This window comes from Desulforamulus aquiferis (assembly GCF_030577015.1).
Classification (GTDB): Bacteria; Bacillota; Desulfotomaculia; order Desulfotomaculales; family Desulfotomaculaceae; genus Desulfotomaculum; species Desulfotomaculum aquiferis.
Window position 1 is genome coordinate 21,788 of the sequence record NZ_JARPTC010000024.1, and the last position, 22,743, is coordinate 44,530.

Genomic DNA, 22,743 nt, shown 5'->3' on the forward strand with positions numbered 1-22,743 from the left:
TATTATCCTGAATTAGGAGGTATTTATCCATGAAACCTGCCGTTTTGTTATCTGTGTTAGCAATTTACTTAGGAATCACAGTTTTTCTAGCCTTACTTGCCTATCGGCGGACAAAGTCAGCCAATGACTATATGATCGCCGGCGGGGAAACACACCCCTTTCTTATGGCCATGGCCTATGGCTCAACATTTATTAGCACCTCGGCAATCGTTGGCTTTGGTGGTTCTGCCGGCATGTTTGGCATGAGCTTGCTGTGGCTTACCTTCTGTAATATTTTCGTTGGGATCTTTATCGCCTTCGTCGTCTATGGAAAAAGGACCTTGGCAGTAGGCAAGGAATTAGGAGCCCGCACCTTTCCCGAATTGCTATCTTTAAAGTACAACTCTACCTTTATCAGAAAGTTTAGCGCCCTGGTAATCATCGGTGGCATGCCCCTCTATGCTGCTGCAGTAATGATTGGGGCCGGACGCGTTATAGAGCAGCTGCTAAAGATAGACTATACCGTAGCCATCATTACCTTCGCAGTAATAGTTGCCGCCTATGTTATGTTTGGCGGGTTAAAGGGAGTCTTTTATAATGATGCCTTCCAAGGCTCAATTATGTTTATTGGCATGATCGTATTATTGGTAGTTACCTACAGCAAGCTTGGCGGTGTTACAACGGCCCATCAAGCACTATCAGACCTCACTGCCCTAGTACCAGAAGGCTTAGCCGCCCAAGGACATGTGGGCTGGACCTCAATGCCTACCATGGGCTCGGAATTCTGGTGGGTGGTAGTATCAACTCTGGTTATGGGTGTTGGCATTGGTGTTCTAGCCCAGCCCCAGCTAGTAGTGCGTTTTCTTACAGTTAAAGGTCCAAAGCAACTTAACCAAGCAGTTCTAATTGGCGGCGTGTTTATTCTATTTATGACAGGTGTGGCCTTTGTGGTTGGTTCCTTAACAAATGTTTATTTCCATCAGACCCTGGGTAAAATTTCAATTGCTGCAGTTGTGGATGCAGTTACCAATAGGCCTAATATTGATAACATTATCCCTTTATACGTCGGTATGGCCATGCCCGCTTGGTTTGCCTACTTGTTTATGTTTACTTTAATCGCAGCTGCCATGTCCACCCTTAGCAGCCAGTTCCACGCCATAGGTACTTCCCTATGCCATGACCTATATAATCAGAGCAGCATCAATAGTAATCGTATGGCAATTCTTGTGGCCCTTGCCGGTTCGGTTGTTTTATCTCTCAAACTGCCCGGCAGTATTATTGCTGTGGCCACCGCTATTTTCTTTGGTGTTTGTGCCGCCACATTTTTGCCCGCTTATACAGCAGCCCTATTCTGGCCCAGAGCAACTAAGACAGGTGCCATAGCCAGTATGGTAGTGGGTCTATCTTCAAGCATTATGCTGATGGCCTTCGTTCATGCCAAAGAGGCAACTGCCCTGGGTCTCAGCAACTTGATGTTTGGTAAGCCCACACTGGTTGGTTTCCCCTGGGTAGTTGTAGACCCTATTGTTATCAGCCTACCCCTTTCCGCCATAACACTGGTGGCGGTGAGCCTGGTGACTTCACAGGCAAGGGAATCTATATTAGTTCCAAAGGCAACCGCACATAAATAATACGCTGGCATGATAAGATTAAAAAAGGAAAAATCCTAGAACCAAATGTACTAGGGTTTTTCCTTTTTTATGAAACAAAAAAACCGATCCACTATTGTGGATCGGCAGATCAGGGAAGTTACAACATGCTCTGTTCCGCCCTCTGTATCGCCAGCTTGACGAAGTTTCCACACTCCCTTGAGGTTAGATTCCCGTAATCATTGCCTTGGATACGTTCAGCTGCACCCATTTCACGGGCCAGATCATATTTCAGGGCATCGCTCATAAACTTAGCCATGTTATTCCCCCCTTATGATTAAAATGGTTTGATAAACACTTAAATATACCCGGAAAAAAGTAGCACTGGACTTTTGCACAATAAACCTAAATAATTTATTATTGTAAAGACATCATTTCATAGGAGAAAACAGAGCATGAATAATAATTTGACAAAAACCATGTTAGTACAGGTAACAAAGGCTATCACCAACTTTAAATTAATCGATCCCGGCGATAAAGTAGTGGTAGGCATTTCCGGCGGCAAGGACAGCAACTCCCTTTTATACTGTCTAAATATGTACCGGCGTAGATATCTTAATAAGATCCCCTTTGAGTTGCAGGCGGTCCACTTGGATATGGGACTTGGTTCTGATCTAGCACCATTAAAGGAGTATTGCCGTAGATTAGAAGTCCCCCTGACAATAAAGAAAACAGATATAGCTACGATTATTTTTGATATTCGAAAAGAGAAAAATCCCTGCTCCCTCTGCGCCAATTTGCGAAGGGGTGCCCTTCATAATGAGGTTAAGGAGCTTGGGTTTAATAAAGTTGCCCTGGCACATCATTTGGATGATGTCATGGAAACCTTCTTTATGAGCATGATATTTAATGGAAATATAAAAACCTTTTCACCAAAAACCTATCTTGATAGGATAGATTTAACCCTAATACGTCCCTTTGTCTATACAACCGAGGAACAAATAATAAACCTCCTAACCATGGCAGAAATACCCGTTATTGAGAACCCTTGTCCTGCAAACAAAAAGACTAAGCGAGAAGAAATTAAAAATCTGGTGGCAGATCTGGCACAGCAGTATCCAGATATCCGTCAGAAGTTCCTTACCTCCTTGCATAATTTCGATGCAAAAAATTTATGGCCTAGGATGGAAAATAAAAATGGCCGGTGGAGTTAGACTCCACCGGCCATCTACCTTCTTACGCACTTTCAGTCTTGAACCATCGGGAATTAACCTTTTCCTCCACAGGTTCAACAGCTTGAGTAAATGTCCTCAAATCCCCTGCTCCCACAATATCAACTCCACTAGGAACAAAAAGGAATATTTCTGCACTAACCTTCTTAGCCGAACCGTTTAACGCAAAGGATACGCCACTGGCGTAATCTAAAATACGCTGGGCCTCTTCTCCTTGAACCAGTGACAGATTTACTATAACCGGCTGTCCACCCTTTAAATGATCTGCCACCACCTGTACATCCCCAAATGACCTGGGTTGAGTGGATACTATTTTAGTTTGACGAGCAGTGGCAGGCACTGCTGTCAATTCTGCGCGGGGATTAGCTTTGCTTCTGCTAGTGGTTTCCCTCTTTCCAGGCAGTTCAGGAGCCTTTTCTTTTGCTTCTTCATCTACTTCTTCGAATCCAATAAAATTAAGGAATTTATCCATCATTCCCTTAGACAAAATAAACTCTCCTTTCGGGCTCCTAGTAAGCAATGTGACAAGGTTTATAAAAATACAATTATATTTTGTATTATGCGGAAAATTTTGCTATTTTGCTATAGGACCAAAGACCTATTTACAAGTGAGATTTTTTTCCCATTATGGGGTAAACTAAATACTGAGTGCTAAAGGGGGGTTAAACTATGGGTGATTATAATGTAACACTTTTTGTATCTCCTTGGAATAAAAGTGGCTGTGATGAGGCCAGAAAGTTTCTCGAAGGTAAGGGTATAAACTTTGAAGAAAAGAGTACCCAGGATTCAGGTGCCAGGGGAGAATTAATAAACAAGACAGGTGGGCTGGATTGTCCTACCATTGTTGTTAATGGCCATATTGTAGTAGGCTACAAACCTAACAAATGGGAACATTTGCTACTGGAAGAACCATTGGAACTTACTTAGAGAAATGCAGGTTTAGCCTGCATTTCTTTTTATATCACTATGGAACCTTTTTTTGCCTACACCAGAAGGTATTTGACGATTTATGACGAATATTGATTATTTGGAAATCATCTGGTTATCCTATCCCCGGTGGTAGCGGTGCCGGAATTTGAAGGAGGCAGTTAACTTAATGCAATCAGTTTCAATCCTTCGCCATCCTTTGGCTGAAGAACAACTCCAATTATTACGCAATAAAGAAAGTGATATTGTTACCTTCCGTGCCGCCATTACCCGTTTGGGCTATTTATTGGCTGTAGAAACCCTCAAGGATGCTCCCTGTGCAGAAATCCGTGTCACCACTCCTATGCAGGTGGAAGCTGCAGCTACTACCCTTAAGGATGACAAGATTCTTCTGGTTCCGATATTAAGGGCAGGTTTGGGTCTTGTAGAAAGTTTCCTGACCTTTCTGCCTAAGGCTAGGGTTGCTCATATAGGTATGTCCCGTGACCATGAGACCTTAGAGGCAAAGCTCTATACTAACAGCCTTCCCAAAAACACTTCAGATTTTGAACAGATTTTAGTTCTTGATCCCATGCTGGCCACCGGTAACAGCTCCGTTAAAGCCCTTGAGGTTTTAATTGAGGCTGGCTTTGAGGCTTCAAAAATAAAACTAGTCTGTGCCTTTTCAGTTAAAGAAGGCCTAGCTCAGATTAATAATAAATTTCCCGATGTAAAGGTTGTAACGGCAGTTGTTGATCCAATTCTTAATGAAATCGGCTATATCAGCCCCGGCTGCGGCGACGCAGGAGATCGTTTATTTTTAATATAAATAGCATAGATTTAATGAAATTTTGGCACCTTTAATTTAGTACAGAGATACTAACAAGGAAGCAATTGGTCAGGATTGTCTTTATCCTGCTCTAAAAGTACGCTTCTTACAGACTCTGTAAGGAGCTTTTTATATTTATTCTTAATTGTTTAAGGGAGGAAGAAAACGTGGTAAAAAGAGAAATCCAGGTTGAAGAAAAGTTACCCCTGTTACAAACTGTGCCCCTTAGCCTCCAGCATTTATTTGCAATGTTTGGTGCAACGGTATTGGTTCCCATCCTCTTTCAGGTTGACCCGGCTACCATTCTTTTATTTAACGGTATTGGTACACTGTTTTATCTTTTCATTTGTAAAGGACGGATTCCAGCTTATCTTGGTTCTAGCTTTGCTTTCCTTTCCCCGGTCTTTGCAGTATTAAGTACCTATGATTACAGTGCTGCTCTAGGTGGATTTATTGTAGTAGGTATTGTCTTCTGTATCGTTGCCCTCATTATTGGTGCTGTGGGAACAAAATGGATTGATGTGGTCTTCCCCCCCGCTGCTATGGGTGCCATTGTTGCAGTAATCGGTTTAGAATTGGCACCAGTTGCCGCACAAATGGCTGGTTTAGCAGCCCCTCCTGACACTGTATACGTGGCAGATCCCAAGGTAATTACCGTTTCCCTATTTACACTTGCTGTTACATTATTAGGTTCAGTTATCTTTCGTGGCTTTTTGGCTATCATCCCTATTCTAATTGGTGTTATTTCCGGTTATGTTCTATCAATCTTCATGGGCTTAGTGAATACAGCTCCCATTGCTGAGGCTGCCTGGTTGGCAATGCCTACAATTTATAAGCCAACCTTTAATATTAATGCCATAATAATAATTTTACCCGCCGCCCTGGTAGTTATAGCAGAACACGTGGGTCACCTGTTTGTAACCAGCAATATCGTCGGTAGGGATCTGGCTAAGGATCCCGGTTTACACAGGTCCCTATTAGGCAATGGTTTGTCCACCATGTTTTCCGGTTTCTTTGGTTCTACACCAAACACAACCTACGGCGAAAATATTGGCGTATTAGCAATCACCAAGGTTTATAGTACCTGGGTAATTGGTGGCGCCGCCCTCTTTGCCATTATCCTGTCCTTCGTGGGCAAACTCTCAGCAGCAATTCAAACCATACCCAGTGCTGTAATGGGCGGTGTATCCTTACTGCTCTTTGGTGTTATCGCCGCCTCGGGTATTCGCATGCTGGTAGAGGCTAAAGTGGATTACAGCAAAGCTTCAAACCTTATCCTTACCTCCGTGGTCATGGTTATCGGCGTTAGCGGTGCCCATATCCAGCTTGGCGTAGTAAATTTAAGTGGAATGGGACTGGCAACTGTGGTAGCCATCATTTTGAGCATCGTATTCCGTGTACTGGAAAATGCGAAGTTGAGCAACGAGTCCAGCGGACATTAAGTTAAAACCAGAAGCAGCCTCCCTTAGTGCACGGGAGGCTGCTTTTTTATGGCTTATTAAGTAGTTCATTTCCCTTAAGCTTATTCCTTTGCCACACCTCCCTGTTAACTGCAGAGATTAGCATGAAGATAATCATACAGCTAAGTATGGCGGCAGAGCTAAACATTAAATAGCCGGCCAAAGTAACCATTTGCAACTGCTTCAAAACCACAGCAGACCCCGCTAGGAGCAAAGTCACACCAAAGTATAGTCTTATCTTCATTCCCTTTACATAGGCGGTGGCCACCGCCCCGATTTGTATACCTACTGAAGCACCAACCAGCATAACCAATGCCCCTATGATTTCAACCTTGCCAGAGACAGCATAAATATATGCACCCCAGGAATTTGATATTAATATAGCAAAGAGATCGGTGCCCACTGCTATAACGGTTGGCAATCCCAGTAAATATATCATTACAGGCACCCTAATAAATCCGCCCCCAACACCAAGAAAGCCTGAAATATACCCAGTAAACACCCCTAGGAATATAATTACCCAGAGAGAAACTCTGACCTTTGAGGTCTCAAAGGTAATAAAGGGAGGGAGATTTAACCTTTGTACCCATCTTGCCATTTTATGAGTTGTCCTTTCTGCTTCCTTCTTCTGTTCTTCGTTAAGTTTAGAATAATAATAGTAATCTCTGATCATGAATAGTCCTACAGAAAAAAGCACAACAATGTAAACCATCCTCACTGTGGGTCCTATTTGACCTATTTTTTCCAGGTAAAGAACCGATTGCTTACCAAGTGAAACACCGTACATGCCCAAGAGACCCATGATAAGGCCCATCTTAAAATCTACGTGTCTTAAAAAGGCATGTTTAAAGGTTGCTACTATTGATTTGCCAAAAATATGGGCGATATCGGTTCCAATGGCAAAAGCCATTGGAAAACCAAAAATATTTAAAGCAGGAGTCACCATAAAGGCTCCTCCTATGCCGAAGAATCCCCCAAGAACACCAACAAAAAAGCCCAGTAATAGAAGAGCTAAGGCACTAACATCTGCATTGGCAATGGGTAGGTGTAACAAGGACAAACCCCTCCTTGGCAGTCTTCATCGCTCTCCACTTATTCCTAAAGACCTTAGTATTACCTCAGTAAATATGCCCACAGATATGCCTACAACCGACGTCAGGGCCACAACAATTAAGCCATATTTTGCTTTATGCAGACTATATATGGCAACAATATACTCATTTAATGTATCAACCATCTTAGCCCACCTCCGCCTTCAAAAACCAGTAGCGTAGTGACAAAAGTATTCACCATTGGCTTGTTTAACCCATCCGAGCATAGTTTTTGTAGTGACAAATTGTGATTTATTTCACTTTGTCCTTGTGTTTGCATAATTTCGGAAAACTAAATTTAGATGATTATATTTGTCACTGCCATGCTAGCATAAGAAGCTAATGTTTTCAAGGTTTTTCCTGGTATTTTAAATAAATACCAAATTGTTTTTAGCACTAAATAACCTAATGTTGTAGATATTTTAATAAAATAACCTAATAAACTAATCTATAACTTATGACAAAACGCCCTTCCATTGACCCTTGCAAAGTGATATAATTCACTTAAGGAAACAAAGATTCGGGGTGATTTTTTTGGTCTGGTTTAAGGCTGGTCCGCTATTTGAGGACTCTGACAAATTGCGTAACGCATACAATGAAAAGCTCGTTTCACCGCTAGAAGCAGTATCAATTATCAAGTCCGGAGATAATATTATTGTTCCTCCTGGTGCTGCAGAACCTGAAGTTTTGATGGATGCACTGGCTGACAGGAAAAATGATTTAAAGGACGTAAGAATACACCAAATGTTACCGCTACGGGAAGCGACATACTTAAAACCCGGGATGGAGCGCCAGTTTCGCCATGTTTCTTGGTTAACCAGCAGTGTAGTCAAGAGAGGTGTAAAAGAAGGTCGGGCGGGGGTCATGCCTGGTTACCTATACGAGTATCCCAAGTTTATCCAGGAACTTGATGTGGATGTATTCATGGGCATGGTTTCTCCCATGGATGAACATGGTTACTTTAGCTTCGGGGTATCCGTTGATTATACAATTGCTGCAGCAGGCTGTGCCAAGAAGGTCATCCTGGTGGTAAATCCAAACATGCCACGTACCATGGGCTATAGCTATATTCACATATCCCAAGCTGACATGCTTGTGGAGGATAATACACCCCTATTAGAAATACAAAAACCTGTTACTACTAAGACAGATCTCACCATCGGCGATTATGTTTGTGAACTGGTTGATGATGGTTCAACCATACAACTTGGCCTTGGCTTCATTGCTAACGCTGCCGCCCAATGCTTAGGTGTGAAAAAGGGCTTGGGAGTACACAGTCATTTTATTACAGATACCATTGTAGATCTTGTTGAGTGCGGGGCCATTACTAATCGCAGGAAAAACATTCATGCAGGAAAAATCATCTGCAGCTCAGCCGTTGGCACCAAAAGGCTCTATAGATTTATGCATAACAACCCTCTGTTTGAAATGCATGCCGTTTCTTATACTAATAACCCCATGAACATAGCTAAGAATGAAAAAATGGTTGCCATAAATTCAGTGGATGAAATCGATTTACTTGGACAGTGTGCTTCTGAGCCAATAGGTCCTAAGCTTTATTCCGGCACCGGAGAACAAGTTGACTTTGCCCGGGGAGCTATGAATTCTTCAGAGGGCAAGAGTATAGTCGTACTGCACTCAACCCACAAAGGTCGCTCCAAAATTGTCCCTATGCTGGAAAGCGGGTCGGTGGTTAGCCTAAGTCGAAATGATGTTGATTATGTAGTAACCGAATATGGCATTGCCAAGCTTAGGGGCAAAACCTATCGTCAAAGGGCCGAGGCACTCACTGCCATCGCTCACCCGGATCACCGAGATGGTCTTACTGAGGCGGCAAAAAAGTTTGGCCTCACCCGGTAACATAAAACTTATACTTATTTAATCTATCATAAATTTGCAAAGGTCGCGTGTTCTTAAACCCGGCCTTTGCATTTTTATTGCCAAATTTGCTTAAGAAGCTTAGTTCTTCTCTCTCTCTCCCTGCGCTGTTCCACCATATCCACTATTGCAGCAATGGATAAGAGCATTATCGGTACCATAAAGGCTACTATAACGACAAAGGCTGAAATTGACAGTTCCTTTGATCCGAAAAATAAATATGATGATGGTTTCAGAGTAATTATCTGAGGCTCTGATGCAACCACCCGTTCATCCACTATTGAAAAAGTCTTTACAGACAGTTCTCCAATAGGCATTCCCGCAACCAGTGGTACCTCAACCCAATAATTTTCACCACTTCTGTTCACCACTTCCTGATGAAGAGCGAACAAATTCTTTTCTTCCTTAGTTTTAATGGCCAATCCTATATAATCCTTTTGGGCTTCATGAGAAATGTTGCCTATGTCCTGCCTCATTCTCACCCATGCCATTGAACGCAATTTTTGATAATCAGGGTAAACATTCATAGCTGCTAAATGACTCGGCTCAATTTGTTCTATAGGCACTGAGCTTAATATATGAAAGAATCCGGGTAAATTCATCACTTCTGCTTCTGAAAGCTTTAATAAACCTTTATTCTTATACATACTCACCAGGGCAGGTCTATTAGGCCCTTGTATTATAATAAAAACTGGTGCACCCACAGATGACTCACCGGAAATTTTAATTCTCTCTTTAGCTATATTCAGTCCCACATCGAGCTGGGTAGTTGACAACTGGCAGGTTATGTCGTTGGCCATGGCTGAAACTGGGTAAAGGAACACTGCCAGGCAAAAGCATAACAGCATTACAGTTTTCAACTTTTAACACCTCCAAGCCATCCAAGAACATTTCCAGGCAAGCTAAAATGCTGCATGATGAAATCCAGGTTTGGCTGACTGCTGGTCACAGCCCATAGTGTTATGGAGGTAATCAATACTAAAACAGTGGCCACAGGGATTGGATAAGGGCTATGCTTCCTCCAAATGCTAGATACTAATAATAGGACTAAAGATGAGCCAAGGAAAGTCCAAAGCAATATTTGTAAATTTAGCGGAATGGACACTAGCCCACTGGTAACTGCAATTGACAGTGAGGCTATGAAATTAACTGTTACCGCAGTGCCCATTGCAACAATCACAGGGATATTTAAAATAACAATTAATATTGGTGCAATAATTATGGTTGCCAGGGGACCCAATATTTTACCTGTAAGTCCAAGTAAAACTCCGGTTATTAAAGGAACAATTATCGGTATATTGGTACCTGAGGTATCGGAATAAATCCTACCAGGGATTTTCTTTATAAACTTTAAAACCATTTTTCTGTATCTATTATTTGGCTTTGGCAATATTGCAAAGGGACGATACCGATGGATTACTGCCGCCAGCATTAATATTAGGTAGGGCACAAGTACCAGATAAAGTCCCCAAACATGATAGAAACTACTAGTGCTAAGACCTTTGCCTAACCATATGCCAGGTGCTACCCCAATTACTACCAAAGCTATTAGTTTAAGATCAACATTTCCCGTTTGCCAGTGCAAAACCAAGCCCGGTACTCCCACCGCCGCCAAATGACCAAGGGCAATGGGTAAGGCCGCTTCTGGCGGAAAGCCTAAAAATATAATTAATAAAGGCATCACTGCCAGTGCTCCTGTATTGCCAACTATGTTAATAAGAAATCCCACCAGCATTCCTAGGATCATAAAAGTTATTGAGCCTGAAAAAATTAGGTTTTCCATACTTTCCTCTCCCATTACCTAATCAATTAGTTTTTTACCTACTAAGGTTACATAGCAAGAATAATGCCATTCCTTTTATTAATAATTAGCAGGTAGTAAACAACTTGAAAACATTAGGAAAAAGAAGATTTATATCTGCTAAAAGACAAATAAGAGCCGGGAGGCTCTTATTTTAAATAGGCTTGCTATTAATCTGTGGTGACAATTTGAGCAAAAAACACCCACATAAATGGGCAAATTTTGCCCATTACTCCAGCCCCAGTTCCTTTATTTTAGAGTACAGGGATCTCCTATTAATACCTAATACCTTGGCCGCAGTGGTTCGGCACCAATTGTTTTCTTCTAGGGCTTTGAGAATAACTTGTCTCTCCACATCTGCAACTATCTGCTTAAGGGGCAAATTTTGCTCACTTGGATTAGAGCTACTTAACGACTGTATTTTATTGCCGCTGGATAATTCTAAATCCTCAGGTACAATAATGTTACCCCTAGCCATAATAATGGCCCTTTCACACAGGTTTTCCAATTCCCGCACATTGCCCGGCCAAGCATAATTCATTAGCAGCTTGGTAGCTTCGGGAGAAAAACCCTTGACTTGCCTATTAAACTCATTATTGTACTTGGCTAGGAAGAAGGCCACTAGGGCTTCAATATCCTCTTTCCTTTCCCTAAGGGGAGGGATATATATATTAACCACATTTAGCCTAAAGAAAAGGTCCCCTCGAAACTCCCCTTCTTTGACACTCTGCTCCAGCTTCCTATTAGTGGCGGCCAAAATTCTGACATCTACCTTAATTGTACTAGTTCCCCCAACCCGATCAAATTCCTTTTCCTGAATGGCCCTTAACAGCTTAGCTTGGGTGGAGAGGCTGATTTCTCCAATTTCGTCAAAGAATATGGTTCCCTGATGGGCTAGCTCAAATTTGCCCTTTTTCTGGTTTCCTGCACCTGTAAAGGCTCCTTTCTCATATCCAAACAATTCACTCTCCAGCAAACTATCAGGGAGATTTGTGCAATTCACTTTAATAAATGGCTTATTCCCTCGACAGCTATTAAAATGAATTGCTCTGGCCACTAGATCTTTTCCCGTCCCGCTTTCCCCTTGGATTAATACAGTGGCATTGCTATCGGCCACCCTACCTATATCCTTATATACTCCCTGCATGGCAGGTGAGTTGCCGATTATATTTACCTGGCCTTTAATTTGCAGCTTTTCACCCGGTTGAAAGGCTGCCACAGTATCTTTCTGGGCAGAGGCTCTGCGGATCATGTTTAAAAACTCATCCAGGTTAAATGGTTTAATTATATAATCAAAGGCTCCTAATTTCATAGCCCTGATGGCAACCTCTGTGGTACCAAAGGCAGTCATCAAAATAACCGGCGTACTTAGACCTAATTCCTTGATCCTGTCTAAAAGGGAAAAACCGTCCTTTTCAGGCATTCTTATATCCGTTACTAAAACGTCTGGTCTAACCATAGTAATCTTTTCTAGACATTCATTGCCGTTTGCCGCAGTTTCAACCCGGTACCCTTCATCTGTTAGCACATCATAAAGGAACTGTCTGACACTTTCCTCATCATCTACAACCAATACTATCTTGTCATTCATAGGTTTCACCTCCGTCCGGGTTTGGCAGTTATATGGGCAAGTAAATAGATACCCTGGTACCCTTATTTTCTTTACTTTCTATATCTATCCTTCCACCATGGGCTAGAATAATTTCATGGGCTATGGTCAGCCCCAGGCCAGTTCCCTTGGCCCTGGTGGTAAAGAAGGGATCAAATAGTTTATCTAGATATTGTTCAGACACACCACAGCCGTTGTCCGCAATATCTATGCACACCATATTAGCTTCCGTTGACAACCGTGTACCTACTACTACCTCTCCACCATTAGGCATTGATTGAACTGCATTAAAGATAACATTCATTAACACCTGATCCAATTGATCAGCATCTATATTTACCTCCGGCAGTCCTTCTTCAGACTTAAAGACAAATTTAATATTATCAGCATGGGTTTCTGAGAAAAAACCCAATATTTTGCCCACAAAATTATTGATATTGGACTTGTTTAAAACTGTATTAGTTGGTTTGGTAAAAAACAGCAATTTATTTACTATGGAATCAAGCCTTTTTACCTCCCGGTAGATAATATTCAATGATTTTTCCGTAGGGGCTTTATTCTTTTGCCAAAACTGTATATAGCCGCTAATTGAGGTTAATGGATTCTTTATCTCGTGAGCTACTCCGGTCACCAGTCTACCAAGAGAAGCCAATCGTTCCTGCCTTCTTACCTGCTCTTCCAAACGCATTTGTGCAGTTACATCACGGCAGCTAAGTACTGCACCAACCACTTTACTCCTGGCATCGAATAGGGTTGAAGTACCGGCCATTAGAACCTGCTCCGGAATACCCGGCAGTTTTATGGTTATATATTTTATTTCCTCTCCCTCTAAACATTTAGTGAGTAATTGGTTCATTTCTGTGTGAGGGGCAAATACTTCTGAAAACTGCAGATCCAGGGCATTTTCCGGTAATTGAAATATTTTTCTGGCCGAAGAGCTAACACTTACTATTTTCCCCTGAAGATCTACCGCCACAATAGCCGCATCAATACTGTTCATAATAATGGCGTTATAGTTCTGGGCGCTCACCAATCTGGATGCCAGGTCATTAATAGCCTTAGAAACCTCCCCTAGTTCACCCATAGATGGGGGAATTACATATGTTAGATCATACTGAAGTTTTTGCAAACCAACCTTAATGTGGGCCACTGTATCTAGGTAGTTTTTCAGCAAGAAAAACGTACTGCACAGCCCCAGCATAAAGCCAAAAAATATAACTGTATAGGCAAAGCCTTCAGCCTGCAATATCTCTCTATTGATCCCTCCCAGGGGTTCGGCAGCCCAGATTACCGCCTCCACATTATTCCCCTGCATCATTGGCTTTAGGATGACAAGCCTAGGCTTACCGGGGGAACCTAGGACTATCTCCAGGGGTTCCTTGCTCCAAATCACTTTATCAAAGGCATCTTTCCACAGGGCCTGCTCTGACCACTGGGTGTCCTCCGAAACATCAAGGATGATGTCTTTAAAATCCATATAGGGCAGATGGCTGTCCTGTCCCATTTGAACTAGCACAGCCTTAACGTCGGGAGAATAATAACCCAGCTCCATGCCAGGATGTTTTTGGAATACCTTCATTACTGCACCCGCTAGTTCACGATTAAGGGCTTTGATTTGCTCGGTACGGGTGGCGTTGGCAATGTGCTGCTTGTTCAATAAAAAAGAAACGTCTGCCGGTACAGCCTGGGCCAACTCATTCACTGCTATGGTCAAATCTTCCCTTTGTTCGTCCAGCACCACCGGTTTGGTATGATTTATCATATACAACATGGCTCCAATTATTAATACTGGGAGTAATAAAAGAACTCCTATCAGAACCATTAGCTGATTTTTGAATTTTCTTAGCATATCTTCATCCCTGTTTATTAGTTGATATGTTTTTATCTTAGCACGACCCGCTCATATGAGCCAACTTGAAATTTATTTTAATCTATGGTAATTGGGTACACTAACAAAATAAATAATGGGGAGGTGAAGATTTGTCCAATTCTAACGAGCAAAACAGAGGTGAAAAGCACGAGCTGCCTGAGCTGCAGCATTACCTGCACCGGCCAGTTGGTCATCCTCAAGCCCGTGAAATAAAATCACAGAAGGCACAATTAAATAGTGTACACCAGCATGGAACCCAAAAGAGTGTTAAAATGGGCATATCCAATAAGACCGGTCTTAGGGATATGAAGCACAATATAAATAGGGATTAACTCTCCGGCCCCCACCAGTGGGGGCTGTGTTATCATAATTTTTAGAGATGTTTAGAAAAAGAACCTAAATCGCTTCTGGCACAAAGTGATTCAGGTTCTTTATTTTTACCAAATTAGATGCTGCTGTCTTCCCTTTGAGCTATCTTTTCAGTAACCTTGACAGGATTGTACTGCCTCTGACATAGGGCAAGTGTCCCCAACAGAAGAATAACCGATGTCATAACAATTGCTCCGCCTGGGGCCAGGTTAATATAAAACGAAGCAAAAAGCCCTATAATAACAGCCACTTCAGCCATGATCACAGATATGAGCAATGCGCCTCGAAAGCTTTTGGCTATTCTCATGGATGCTGCTACAGGTAAAACAATTAACGAAGAAACTAGGAGGATTCCCACAACCCTAATGGCAACCGCTATGGTTAAAGCCGTTAGCACCGTAAAAGCTATGGTTATGGCCTTTACCGGCAACCCTGCTAGGCTTGCTCCCTCTTCATCGAAGGAAATAAAAAACAGTTCCTTCTTTAAGAGAAAAATAAGGCCCAAAATAAGCAACCCTGAAATTGCTATTATTATTACGTCAGTGGTGTTAATAGCAACTATACTGCCGAAGAGATAGCTCATAAAGTTAGCATTATAGCCTTTTCCTAAATCCAATAAAATAGCACCCAGGGCTACCCCTGTGGAAAGGGTGATAGCAATGGATATTTCCGAGTAGGTCTTAAACTTTTCCCTTAGCTTCTCTATTGTCAAAGCGCCTGCTATGGCAAAGGCTGAAGCAGTAATAATTGGGTTACTGCCGCTAAATAAACCTGCTGCAACACCGGCAAGACAAACATGGGACAAGGCATCGGATATCATTGACATTCTTCTCAATGCCACAAAAAGTCCCACCACGGGACAAATCAAGCCGATAATAATCCCCGCCAGGAAGGCACGGTGCATAAATTCGTATTGAAAAATCTCCATTGGTCAACTCCCATTATTTAGCATATTGAAATGCCAATCGTTTGCTACAACTAACCTGCATTTTTTTTGCAGGATACGAATGGCAATTGCATGAGCAGAGATTTTTGTCGAGACACACCTGTCGACTTATCACTGAAGAAAGTCCCTCCATTTCATGGGATACTATTAGAAGGGTTATGTTCTCCTTGATATTTAATTTTTTAAGCAATTCATAAAAGGAGGCCTGGGCTGCTGAGTCAATACCAACAGTAGGTTCATCCATAATTAATATCTCCGGTTCAGAAACCATGGCCCTGGCAATAAATACTCTCTGCTGCTGGCCCCCCGATAATGTTCCTACAGGTTGGTTGCACATACTAGATAACCCGACCATATCTAATGCCTGGTCAACCCTTTGGTAGTCCTGGGAAGTGAGCAACCTGAACAAACCTCGCCTTGGCACTCGGCCCGAAGCCACTACTTCCCTAACTGTTGCAGGAAATTCAGTATTAAAATGTGTGGCCCTTTGAGCTACATACCCTATTCTGTATCTCTCCCTTAGTCTGTGGGCTTCAACTCCAAATACTTTTACAGTGCCGGAATGGGGTCTTAACTGACCCAGTATTAATTTTAACAAAGTAGTTTTTCCCGAACCGTTGGGACCTAGCAATCCAACCGATTCGCCATGATTAATTTCCAGATTTACGTTATCCAGTACTGGGTGACACCCATAAGTGAAAAATAGACTTCTCAGTTCAATTAAAGCTTGCTTACTCATCAATTGGCTCCCAATCCAATCTTTTTTATTTAGTCATATCAAAGTAATTCCCTACTCCATACAGTTTGCACATATTCCAAAAATCTCAAAACTATGTTTTTTAACCTTAAAGTTCTTAACCTTATCGGCATCAAGGAACTCCAAGGGGCAAAAATCAATTTCTTCAGAAACTCCGCATTTAGTACAAACCAAGTGATGATGGTGCTGGGAAGAATTAATTTCAAAAAGATTTTTTCTCTCACCAAAATTAAGCTCTGTTAAAATCCCTAGCTGTTGCATAACACTCAGATTCCTATACACTGTGTCCAAACTCATACTGGGAAACTTTTCGGCTATCTGATTATGAACATCTTCAGCACTGAGATGATTGTTTTTACTCTCTAAAAAAACACGGATTATTTCTTGCCTCTGGGGAGTTATCTTAAGCCCTTTTTCTTGTAATTGTTTTATAAAGAAGATGGTCTCTTTCAATGTCTTACCTCCATATAAGAAGACTTACTAAGATTCTATTCGAACCTTTCCTAATTAAGTATACTTCTTATTTACCACTAAATGAAAGATCCCTGCAAAAAAAGTGAGGAAAATTTATTCCCCACTTTTTTATGATTAATATAAACCATCCTTTGCGTCAGGATTTTCCCTGTCATTATTGACCTGACTATGGAATAGATCTTTAAGGGACAGCTCGTCCTCTTCCCTTACAGTAACCTGATTTATCACGTCCCTGACACCCCTGGCCCTGGTGGCAGCCTCCAAGGCATTTTGGATCTCCTCGGTGCTCTCTGCCCGACCCCGCAGATATATAGTACCTCCATGGGCTTCAGCGCCAATATGTTTCAAATTCACATCATTGTTTTCTAATTCCTCATAAACTTCCGCCGTCACTTCACCATCATTTATTTGTCCGTCAGTACTTATTGATACTCCATTTTCAATAGTTTTAATGCCTGGCACCCGAGAAATTAGCTCATGAAGTTGGCGTCTTTCATGAAGTGTATCTACCAATCCCATCAGATGCACTTCTCCATTCTGCACCTGGGCCTTGATACCATAATCCTTTAAGCCATTTGTTTTGTCTATTAGAGCTTGCACCTGGCCTTGAATTTCTTTATCACTGAATTTAGACATCAAAACAACTCCTTTTAGCTAAATTAGTTGTATTATTCCCTTTTTTGTAGCCACTATTTAAGTTGAAGTGGTTTAAGGCGACCTTCGTCCACCACTATTGGAAAACCATAGGCAGACTGACTAAAGGCCTTTTCAGCCCCGTAAAGGGGTATGCCCTTCAGTTCCACTTTCTTTAGATCTCCTTCTCCTGCACCTCTGAGAATCAATTCGTAAAGGTAGTTAACAGCCTGGGGCATAAAGCCCAGCAATCTTGCCCCCACAACGTCTGTGGACACAGGATCGGTTCCGGCTATCACTATATCAGAATTGACTGCTTTTCCTTTGGATGGGCCAGTCCCAATCATAGCCTTATCTCCACTTAATATAGTTAAGTCAATGGGGATTTTCTCACCCATGGCAGCGATAAAGCCGTGAAGTCTCTCGTGTATACCCCTTTGGGTTTTAGGCCAGCCATGGATTTCTGCCGGCGGCCAGGATAAGGCGATATTCTTGATACCCAGTGAAACAGTGGCTTCTTCATGGTGCTTAATTTGCGTGAATGAAACCAATACGTCCGCCTCAAACAATATTTTATTTACCGGAGTTGAAGGTGGATATTGATGATTTAAACTTAACTCTTCGTAAGGTCCGTAGTTTGTATCGATAAATTCAACCTGCTCCTGGTCTAGTATTTGTTTATAGCCTGTTTGCTCAAGCACTTTCGGAGTTGGATCACCCCCGGACCCACAAGCAACTATTAATCTGCCAGGATTTCTCCCCTTTATGTACCTTATTAGTTCCCTTAAGGTTTCAGGTCCCACAACTGTTCCTGACTGTGGGGGCCTTGTATTAACCCAGTTTGGTGTAATGACAACCGTATCACCGGACTTAATAATTTGATTAATGGGCAGCATATCCAAAGCCTGGCAAACAGCACGGCCTTCCATAGGATCCCTGGTAATGGCTACAACCGAACGTTCAACTTTTCTCTTACGCATCTTATCCCTCCTGATTATTCTTAGATTGGCCCCAGAGAATTAAATCTATGCTAAAGGAGAGATTATTAAATAAAAAATAAAGACCTGGAGAAATACCCCAGGTCCTAAAAGTAACCCACTTAGCCGTCCACTTGGTGTTTTTAATACCCGCTGCTCGCAGGTGGGTGTCAGCTAAACTGTTTCTACCTTCCGTTCCATGACGGCCTGATATCTGCAATCTAAGCAGTGGCTCCCAAAAACACACTGTGGTTTAAAAATCAACAAGCAACGCACAAAGCAGGATTTGCAGCGGGCAACTAGACCCACTGATTTTTTCTTTATTATCAGCTTTTATAATGCATTATTTCACAAGCTTCAAAAGTATGATATCAAAAAAAGAGTGATTAAGCAATATCATATATAAAAACAAGATAGGATAATTGCGCCAATTTTTAAAAATTTATTATTTAGGGCCAGTCATTTATAAATTAAGGTATAATGTATTAAATTGTTTAGATTGGAGGAGTTTGATGCTAAACCTAATAATTTCAATTATTTACTTTTTGTTAGTTGGGTTAGTGATGTTAAAAGGTTTCTCAGAAAATGGTAGGACCTCATCAATCTATCAGCGATCTAATGTTCGTTTTTTTCTTAAAATGGCTGTACTCTTATTCTTAGGTTTTTCGGGATTTTTCTTGTTTTATAATTGGAAGCTGATGCTTACCGTCCTGGTCTCAGGCATACTATTATCAAAGGTATTAACGGTACCCCTTTGGGATAAGTTAATACTTTGGATAATTGGCCGAAAATAACCCAGGATAATTTTTATACCAAAGTAAATAATAAGTCCATGGATAAACCAACTAAAACCTTAAATAAAACAACAAAATATTTTATGATAGATACTGCTCTAATAGGGTTGCTTACTGCCAGTGGTATAAGCGGAGTACTGTTATGGGCTGGAGTTCTCCCTAAGGGAACCGCCATTAGAATTTTATTTAAATTCCTCCATAGATGGGGTGGTTTAGGACTTGCAATTTTGGCAACATATCATTTTATTGAACATTGGGATTGGTATAAAAAGACCGGGCGCACTTTACTCAAGGATGATATTAAACAAAAAATAAAAAACTAGGTTTTATCCGGTTATATATTTTAACTAACTACAATCAAATCTACATAAGGATATTGGGTGATAATGGTGAGATTTACTCTTTCGTTAGTTATTTTTTCTCTGGCAATACTCCTGTCAGGTTGTAGTATCACTAAGGGGCAAGATATTCCCCCTAATCAAAATCAAAATACCTCTCAAAGCGAAACCAAAAGCAACCTATCCCTTACACAGGTTAAAATAACTAAAATTGTTGATGGAGATACATTAGATGTGATTTTAAAAGGAACTACCGAAAGAGTCCGGCTGATAGGTGTAGATACCCCTGAAACAGTAAAGCCTAATCATCCTGTGGAGCCCTACGGTAGAGAAGCATCCAACTTTACGAAAAAAGAATTGAGCGATAAAACAGTCTTCCTAGAATTAGATGCTGGAGAAAGGGACAGATACGGCCGTCTGCTAGCCTATATTTGGCTGGAGGAACCTATTGAAATTACTGATGGAGAAATTAGAAAGAAGCTGTTTAACGCACACTTGCTTTTAAATGGCTACGCCCAGCTTCTAACCATTCCTCCAAACGTAAAATATGTTGATCAGTTTACCCTTTATCAAAGGGAGGCCAGAGAGGCAAAAAGGGGTTTGTGGGGACTGTCCGGACAACAAGAACCTCAGCAAAACAAAGAAACTGAGACCGGGCCTAAAGGAGAAACTATCAAGGGTAACATCAATTCTAAAGGGGAGAAAATTTATCACGTTCCTGGCGGGCAGTATTATGAGCAAACAAATCCAGAAGCATGGTTTTTTAGTGAAGAGGAGGCTCAGACAGCTGGTTTTAGGGCCAGTAAAAAATAGCTTTTTATTTATCCTTTCCTTTGCAAATTAATGTAACTAACCCAGTAATTTTATGTGGAATTATGTAAGAGGTTTTGCTACAATTCATTATACCTCCAGAAATTTATTTTCATCTCTATTGGCTGCCCATATATGGGCAGCCTTTCATAATTTATATTTAATACATTATATTTTCACAAAAGCTATTGTCGCATTATATCGATATATGATATATTTTCCAAGAAGCAATATGGTTACCGAGGTTATAAACATTGACTCACCAAGATAATATTCCAAAAATTGCAATAAATAAATTAATTCAAATGGAAGTTGTTGCGTACCCTGAAGTAAAGAAGAAAGTAATTGAGTTGGGTGACGCTGCACCAGATGAGGTTAAAGCCTGGCTGCTGCAGATGGAAACAGCCTTTAATCAGTTCTGTACCACCCCAGAAAAAAGTGAGTTTTTGAGGCTAAAATTCTGGGGAAAGAGAATCTCAAATAATGAGATATGTAATTTAATGGGTGTTAAGAAGCATCGTTTGATTACTTGGAAAAATGAGTTATTAACCTTGGTAGGTAAGAATGTTGGGATGATCGAATAAGCCGCCATTTTAAGGGCGGCTTTGTTACATGTTTCAGCAATTATCCACACCAATTTTCAGTTATCCACAGACTTATACACATTTTATACACGGCCCTTAGGCAGATGCTAGGAAAACTGTTCTAAGGGCCTTGTATAATGCACTTGTGTAAGATTTGTTTTAATTAATAGGTTATAGATATTATTTTCTCCAGCTCATTATACTCTACATTTGCTCCCATTGACTCAGATATAAATCTTAGGGGAACTAATGCGCGATCTTTAATAATTTGAGCTGGAACCTGCAAACTAACCGGCTTATCATTGACCTTCGCAGTATAGTCTCCTATTTTTAATTCAAGGTTTATATTCTCTTTTTTAGCTTTAATCATATTAAGCTGCTCATCGTAGGACACCTCTACTCCAAGAGTCTCCATAATTTTTCTAAATGGAACCAGCGTTACCCCAACATCAATAATTGGCTCTGTATCAAAAGAAAGTAAGCTTCCATTAACAAACACCCTCAATTTATTGGATTTAATATGTTCTGGATTGGTCACTTTGCTATTTAATTGGATTACATCTATAATGAGACTTTTGTTCCCACTGGGCACCTGAAGGTACGCACCAGGCCCGGCAAAAAAAGAACCGGGAGAGAGAATGATAACTGGCTTCTTTTGAAGACTCCAAAGACCTAAAGGAACATCGGTTTCTACTATATACTGTTCCCCGTTTTCCCTGGCAATCAAGGCAGAGAATTGGTCAAAGACCTTTAAAACAGTCACTATTTCATTTTCATATTTCTGTACGTTGGTTTTTATCGAATTATCTGTCGAACTACTTATTGAACTGGTAATACCTGAATCTTTTCCGTCAATTTCCAGCTTAATGTCTCCTGTAAAATCCTTGCCGACTTTAATCTGAAGGCCAGTCAAAACTATAGTGTCAGTAACTCCGTCAGTACAGTTTTTCATTTTTATCTCCAGCACTCTGTCGGAAACTAGTTTTACATCAGCATAGGTGGCATTAACAACTGTTTCAGGGTTCCAGCTAACACCTTGGGGAAGAGATATTGTAAAGATATCCCCATTTTTAAAATCATTATTGAAATCCTTATCTTCGCTGAATCTTATTTCTCCAACAGAATAGTATTGATTATTATTACTAATATTTACAATCCTAGATATGCTATTTATGGAATATGCCGCTGCGGATGATGTTAAAGTAAAAGAAAGTAACACCAAGAGACACAGTATTTTTAACAATCTCTTCAAAATATTCCCTCCTTAAGACTAGGACTAACTTTTATACTACATATTCAATAAATCCCATGTTATTTCCTTCATAGGTAAATAAATCAAACATAGTATAAGCTAAAGAATGGCAAAAAGACTTCAGAGAAATCTCTGAAGTCTTCGGATTGTCAAGAAACTACCTATATTCGGGTTTTAATAATCCCTCACGACTCCTCTCTCCGCAGTGGACAGCGCTAATCCCTTGCTTCGGGCGAAAATGGGCCGCCTTCGAGTAAACATCGTGTTTACCTCAGGCTTGCCCGGACGTCCATGTCCGGGCACCCATTTTCGCATCCTCAGCTTCGCGAAGCGCTGTTTCCACTGCTCCGAATGTCGCTGCTCGGGATTATTAAAACCCATTTGTACCTTTTTCAACAGTATAAAGACTTCAGAGATTTCTCTGAAGTCTTCTTAGTGGTGGAGATAAGCGGGATCGAACCGCTGACCTCTTGAATGCCATTCAAGCGCTCTCCCAGCTGAGCTATACCCCCATATTTGCTGTTGTCTTTCCAACGAAATTTATTGTAGCATAGTTTTTTGAAGT

25 protein-coding genes, 1 tRNA gene and 1 other RNA gene are annotated in these 22,743 nt (G+C 41.1%); 11 read left to right on the top strand and 16 right to left on the bottom strand.

What is annotated here, in order from left to right:
- Window positions 1-29: 29 nt before the first annotated feature.
- Window positions 30-1,610 (top strand): sodium:solute symporter family protein, encoded by a 1,581-nt coding sequence (locus P6N53_RS15925; RefSeq protein WP_304544938.1) that lies wholly within the window; start codon window positions 30-32, stop codon window positions 1,608-1,610.
- 118 nt (window positions 1,611-1,728) lie between these two features.
- Here the strand turns inward: P6N53_RS15925 and P6N53_RS15930 are convergent, their stop codons facing one another.
- Window positions 1,729-1,887 carry a small, acid-soluble spore protein, alpha/beta type gene (locus P6N53_RS15930; RefSeq protein WP_304544940.1) on the bottom strand — a complete coding sequence of 53 codons (159 nt, stop codon included), beginning with the start codon at window positions 1,885-1,887 and terminating at the stop codon, window positions 1,729-1,731.
- A 136-nt stretch (window positions 1,888-2,023) separates the two neighbouring features.
- Between P6N53_RS15930 and P6N53_RS15935 the strand changes: the two genes are divergently transcribed.
- On the top strand, window positions 2,024-2,782 hold the full coding sequence (locus P6N53_RS15935) for a tRNA lysidine(34) synthetase (protein ID WP_304544942.1): 759 nt from the start codon (window positions 2,024-2,026) through the stop codon (window positions 2,780-2,782).
- A 22-nt stretch (window positions 2,783-2,804) separates the two neighbouring features.
- Here P6N53_RS15935 and P6N53_RS15940 read toward each other — a convergent pair whose 3' ends face one another.
- Window positions 2,805-3,287 (bottom strand): cell division protein SepF, encoded by a 483-nt coding sequence (locus tag P6N53_RS15940; RefSeq protein ID WP_304544944.1) that lies wholly within the window; start codon window positions 3,285-3,287, stop codon window positions 2,805-2,807.
- A 182-nt stretch (window positions 3,288-3,469) separates the two neighbouring features.
- Between P6N53_RS15940 and P6N53_RS15945 the strand changes: the two genes are divergently transcribed.
- The 3 genes from P6N53_RS15945 (at window position 3,470) to uraA (ending at window position 5,977) form a co-directional block, all read left to right on the top strand.
- Window positions 3,470-3,727 carry a thioredoxin domain-containing protein gene (locus P6N53_RS15945; RefSeq protein WP_304544946.1) on the top strand — a complete coding sequence of 86 codons (258 nt, stop codon included), beginning with the start codon at window positions 3,470-3,472 and terminating at the stop codon, window positions 3,725-3,727.
- Window positions 3,728-3,896: 169 nt separating this feature from the next.
- Window positions 3,897-4,535, top strand: a complete 639-nt coding sequence (gene upp, locus P6N53_RS15950; protein ID WP_304544948.1) for a uracil phosphoribosyltransferase — start codon at window positions 3,897-3,899, stop codon at window positions 4,533-4,535.
- Between the two features lie 167 nt (window positions 4,536-4,702).
- Window positions 4,703-5,977: a uracil permease gene (gene uraA / locus P6N53_RS15955; RefSeq protein WP_304544950.1), complete on the top strand. Its 1,275-nt coding sequence runs from the start codon at window positions 4,703-4,705 to the stop codon at window positions 5,975-5,977.
- A 46-nt stretch (window positions 5,978-6,023) separates the two neighbouring features.
- Here the strand turns inward: uraA and P6N53_RS15960 are convergent, their stop codons facing one another.
- Window positions 6,024-7,049, bottom strand: a complete 1,026-nt coding sequence (locus P6N53_RS15960; protein WP_304544952.1) for a sulfite exporter TauE/SafE family protein — start codon at window positions 7,047-7,049, stop codon at window positions 6,024-6,026.
- Between the two features lie 24 nt (window positions 7,050-7,073).
- Complete coding sequence (locus tag P6N53_RS15965) at window positions 7,074-7,232, bottom strand: MFS transporter (RefSeq protein WP_304544954.1); 159 nt, start codon at window positions 7,230-7,232, stop codon at window positions 7,074-7,076.
- A gap of 388 nt (window positions 7,233-7,620) precedes the next feature.
- On the opposite strand from P6N53_RS15965, the gene P6N53_RS15970 reads away from it, so the two are divergent.
- A complete protein-coding gene (locus P6N53_RS15970) occupies window positions 7,621-8,946 on the top strand; it encodes an acetyl-CoA hydrolase/transferase family protein (protein WP_308447275.1) in 1,326 nt (441 codons plus the stop codon).
- A 74-nt stretch (window positions 8,947-9,020) separates the two neighbouring features.
- Here P6N53_RS15970 and P6N53_RS15975 read toward each other — a convergent pair whose 3' ends face one another.
- The 4 genes from P6N53_RS15975 to atoS form a co-directional block, all read right to left on the bottom strand.
- The gene (locus P6N53_RS15975) at window positions 9,021-9,824 is read right to left on the bottom strand and encodes a TIGR02186 family protein (protein WP_304544957.1); all 804 of its coding nucleotides are present in this window, start codon (window positions 9,822-9,824) and stop codon (window positions 9,021-9,023) included.
- The gene (locus tag P6N53_RS15980; RefSeq protein WP_304544959.1) at window positions 9,821-10,747 is read right to left on the bottom strand and encodes a sulfite exporter TauE/SafE family protein; all 927 of its coding nucleotides are present in this window, start codon (window positions 10,745-10,747) and stop codon (window positions 9,821-9,823) included. The genes P6N53_RS15975 and P6N53_RS15980 overlap by 4 nt, the downstream gene beginning before the upstream one ends.
- A gap of 247 nt (window positions 10,748-10,994) precedes the next feature.
- Window positions 10,995-12,356 (bottom strand): sigma-54-dependent transcriptional regulator, encoded by a 1,362-nt coding sequence (locus P6N53_RS15985; RefSeq protein WP_304544961.1) that lies wholly within the window; start codon window positions 12,354-12,356, stop codon window positions 10,995-10,997.
- A gap of 28 nt (window positions 12,357-12,384) precedes the next feature.
- Window positions 12,385-14,223, bottom strand: coding sequence for a two-component system sensor histidine kinase AtoS (gene atoS, locus P6N53_RS15990; RefSeq protein ID WP_304544963.1), 1,839 nt, complete (start codon window positions 14,221-14,223; stop codon window positions 12,385-12,387).
- Between the two features lie 131 nt (window positions 14,224-14,354).
- On the opposite strand from atoS, the gene P6N53_RS15995 reads away from it, so the two are divergent.
- Window positions 14,355-14,576 (top strand): hypothetical protein, encoded by a 222-nt coding sequence (locus tag P6N53_RS15995; protein ID WP_304544965.1) that lies wholly within the window; start codon window positions 14,355-14,357, stop codon window positions 14,574-14,576.
- Between the two features lie 113 nt (window positions 14,577-14,689).
- On the opposite strand, the gene P6N53_RS16000 is transcribed toward P6N53_RS15995, so the two are convergent.
- The 6 genes from P6N53_RS16000 to ssrS all read right to left on the bottom strand — a co-directional run bounded on the left by P6N53_RS16000 (window position 14,690) and on the right by ssrS (window position 18,689).
- Window positions 14,690-15,541, bottom strand: coding sequence for a metal ABC transporter permease (locus P6N53_RS16000; protein ID WP_304544967.1), 852 nt, complete (start codon window positions 15,539-15,541; stop codon window positions 14,690-14,692).
- 13 nt (window positions 15,542-15,554) lie between these two features.
- Window positions 15,555-16,298 carry a metal ABC transporter ATP-binding protein gene (locus P6N53_RS16005; protein ID WP_304544969.1) on the bottom strand — a complete coding sequence of 248 codons (744 nt, stop codon included), beginning with the start codon at window positions 16,296-16,298 and terminating at the stop codon, window positions 15,555-15,557.
- Between the two features lie 51 nt (window positions 16,299-16,349).
- Entirely contained in the window at window positions 16,350-16,769 is a 420-nt protein-coding gene (locus P6N53_RS16010; RefSeq protein WP_304544971.1) for a Fur family transcriptional regulator, read from the bottom strand.
- A 135-nt stretch (window positions 16,770-16,904) separates the two neighbouring features.
- Window positions 16,905-17,426: a BON domain-containing protein gene (locus P6N53_RS16015; protein ID WP_304544973.1), complete on the bottom strand. Its 522-nt coding sequence runs from the start codon at window positions 17,424-17,426 to the stop codon at window positions 16,905-16,907.
- A 53-nt stretch (window positions 17,427-17,479) separates the two neighbouring features.
- Complete coding sequence (locus tag P6N53_RS16020; RefSeq protein ID WP_304544975.1) at window positions 17,480-18,403, bottom strand: DUF362 domain-containing protein; 924 nt, start codon at window positions 18,401-18,403, stop codon at window positions 17,480-17,482.
- A gap of 108 nt (window positions 18,404-18,511) precedes the next feature.
- A non-coding RNA gene (ssrS, locus tag P6N53_RS16025) (6S RNA) lies at window positions 18,512-18,689 on the bottom strand.
- Between the two features lie 223 nt (window positions 18,690-18,912).
- Here ssrS and P6N53_RS16030 point away from each other — a divergent pair.
- The 4 genes from P6N53_RS16030 to P6N53_RS16045 all read left to right on the top strand — a co-directional run bounded on the left by P6N53_RS16030 (window position 18,913) and on the right by P6N53_RS16045 (window position 20,926).
- Complete coding sequence (locus P6N53_RS16030) at window positions 18,913-19,194, top strand: hypothetical protein (protein WP_304544977.1); 282 nt, start codon at window positions 18,913-18,915, stop codon at window positions 19,192-19,194.
- Window positions 19,173-19,517, top strand: coding sequence for a DUF4405 domain-containing protein (locus P6N53_RS16035; protein ID WP_304544979.1), 345 nt, complete (start codon window positions 19,173-19,175; stop codon window positions 19,515-19,517). The genes P6N53_RS16030 and P6N53_RS16035 overlap by 22 nt, the downstream gene beginning before the upstream one ends.
- Before the next feature lie 63 nt (window positions 19,518-19,580).
- A complete protein-coding gene (locus P6N53_RS16040; RefSeq protein WP_304544981.1) occupies window positions 19,581-20,345 on the top strand; it encodes a thermonuclease family protein in 765 nt (254 codons plus the stop codon).
- Window positions 20,346-20,596: 251 nt separating this feature from the next.
- The gene (locus P6N53_RS16045; protein WP_304544982.1) at window positions 20,597-20,926 is read left to right on the top strand and encodes a hypothetical protein; all 330 of its coding nucleotides are present in this window, start codon (window positions 20,597-20,599) and stop codon (window positions 20,924-20,926) included.
- A 163-nt stretch (window positions 20,927-21,089) separates the two neighbouring features.
- Here the strand turns inward: P6N53_RS16045 and P6N53_RS16050 are convergent, their stop codons facing one another.
- A complete protein-coding gene (locus P6N53_RS16050; protein ID WP_304544984.1) occupies window positions 21,090-22,178 on the bottom strand; it encodes a copper amine oxidase N-terminal domain-containing protein in 1,089 nt (362 codons plus the stop codon).
- Window positions 22,179-22,614: 436 nt separating this feature from the next.
- A tRNA-Ala gene (locus tag P6N53_RS16055) sits at window positions 22,615-22,690 on the bottom strand.
- Between the last annotated feature and the right edge of the window lie 53 nt (window positions 22,691-22,743).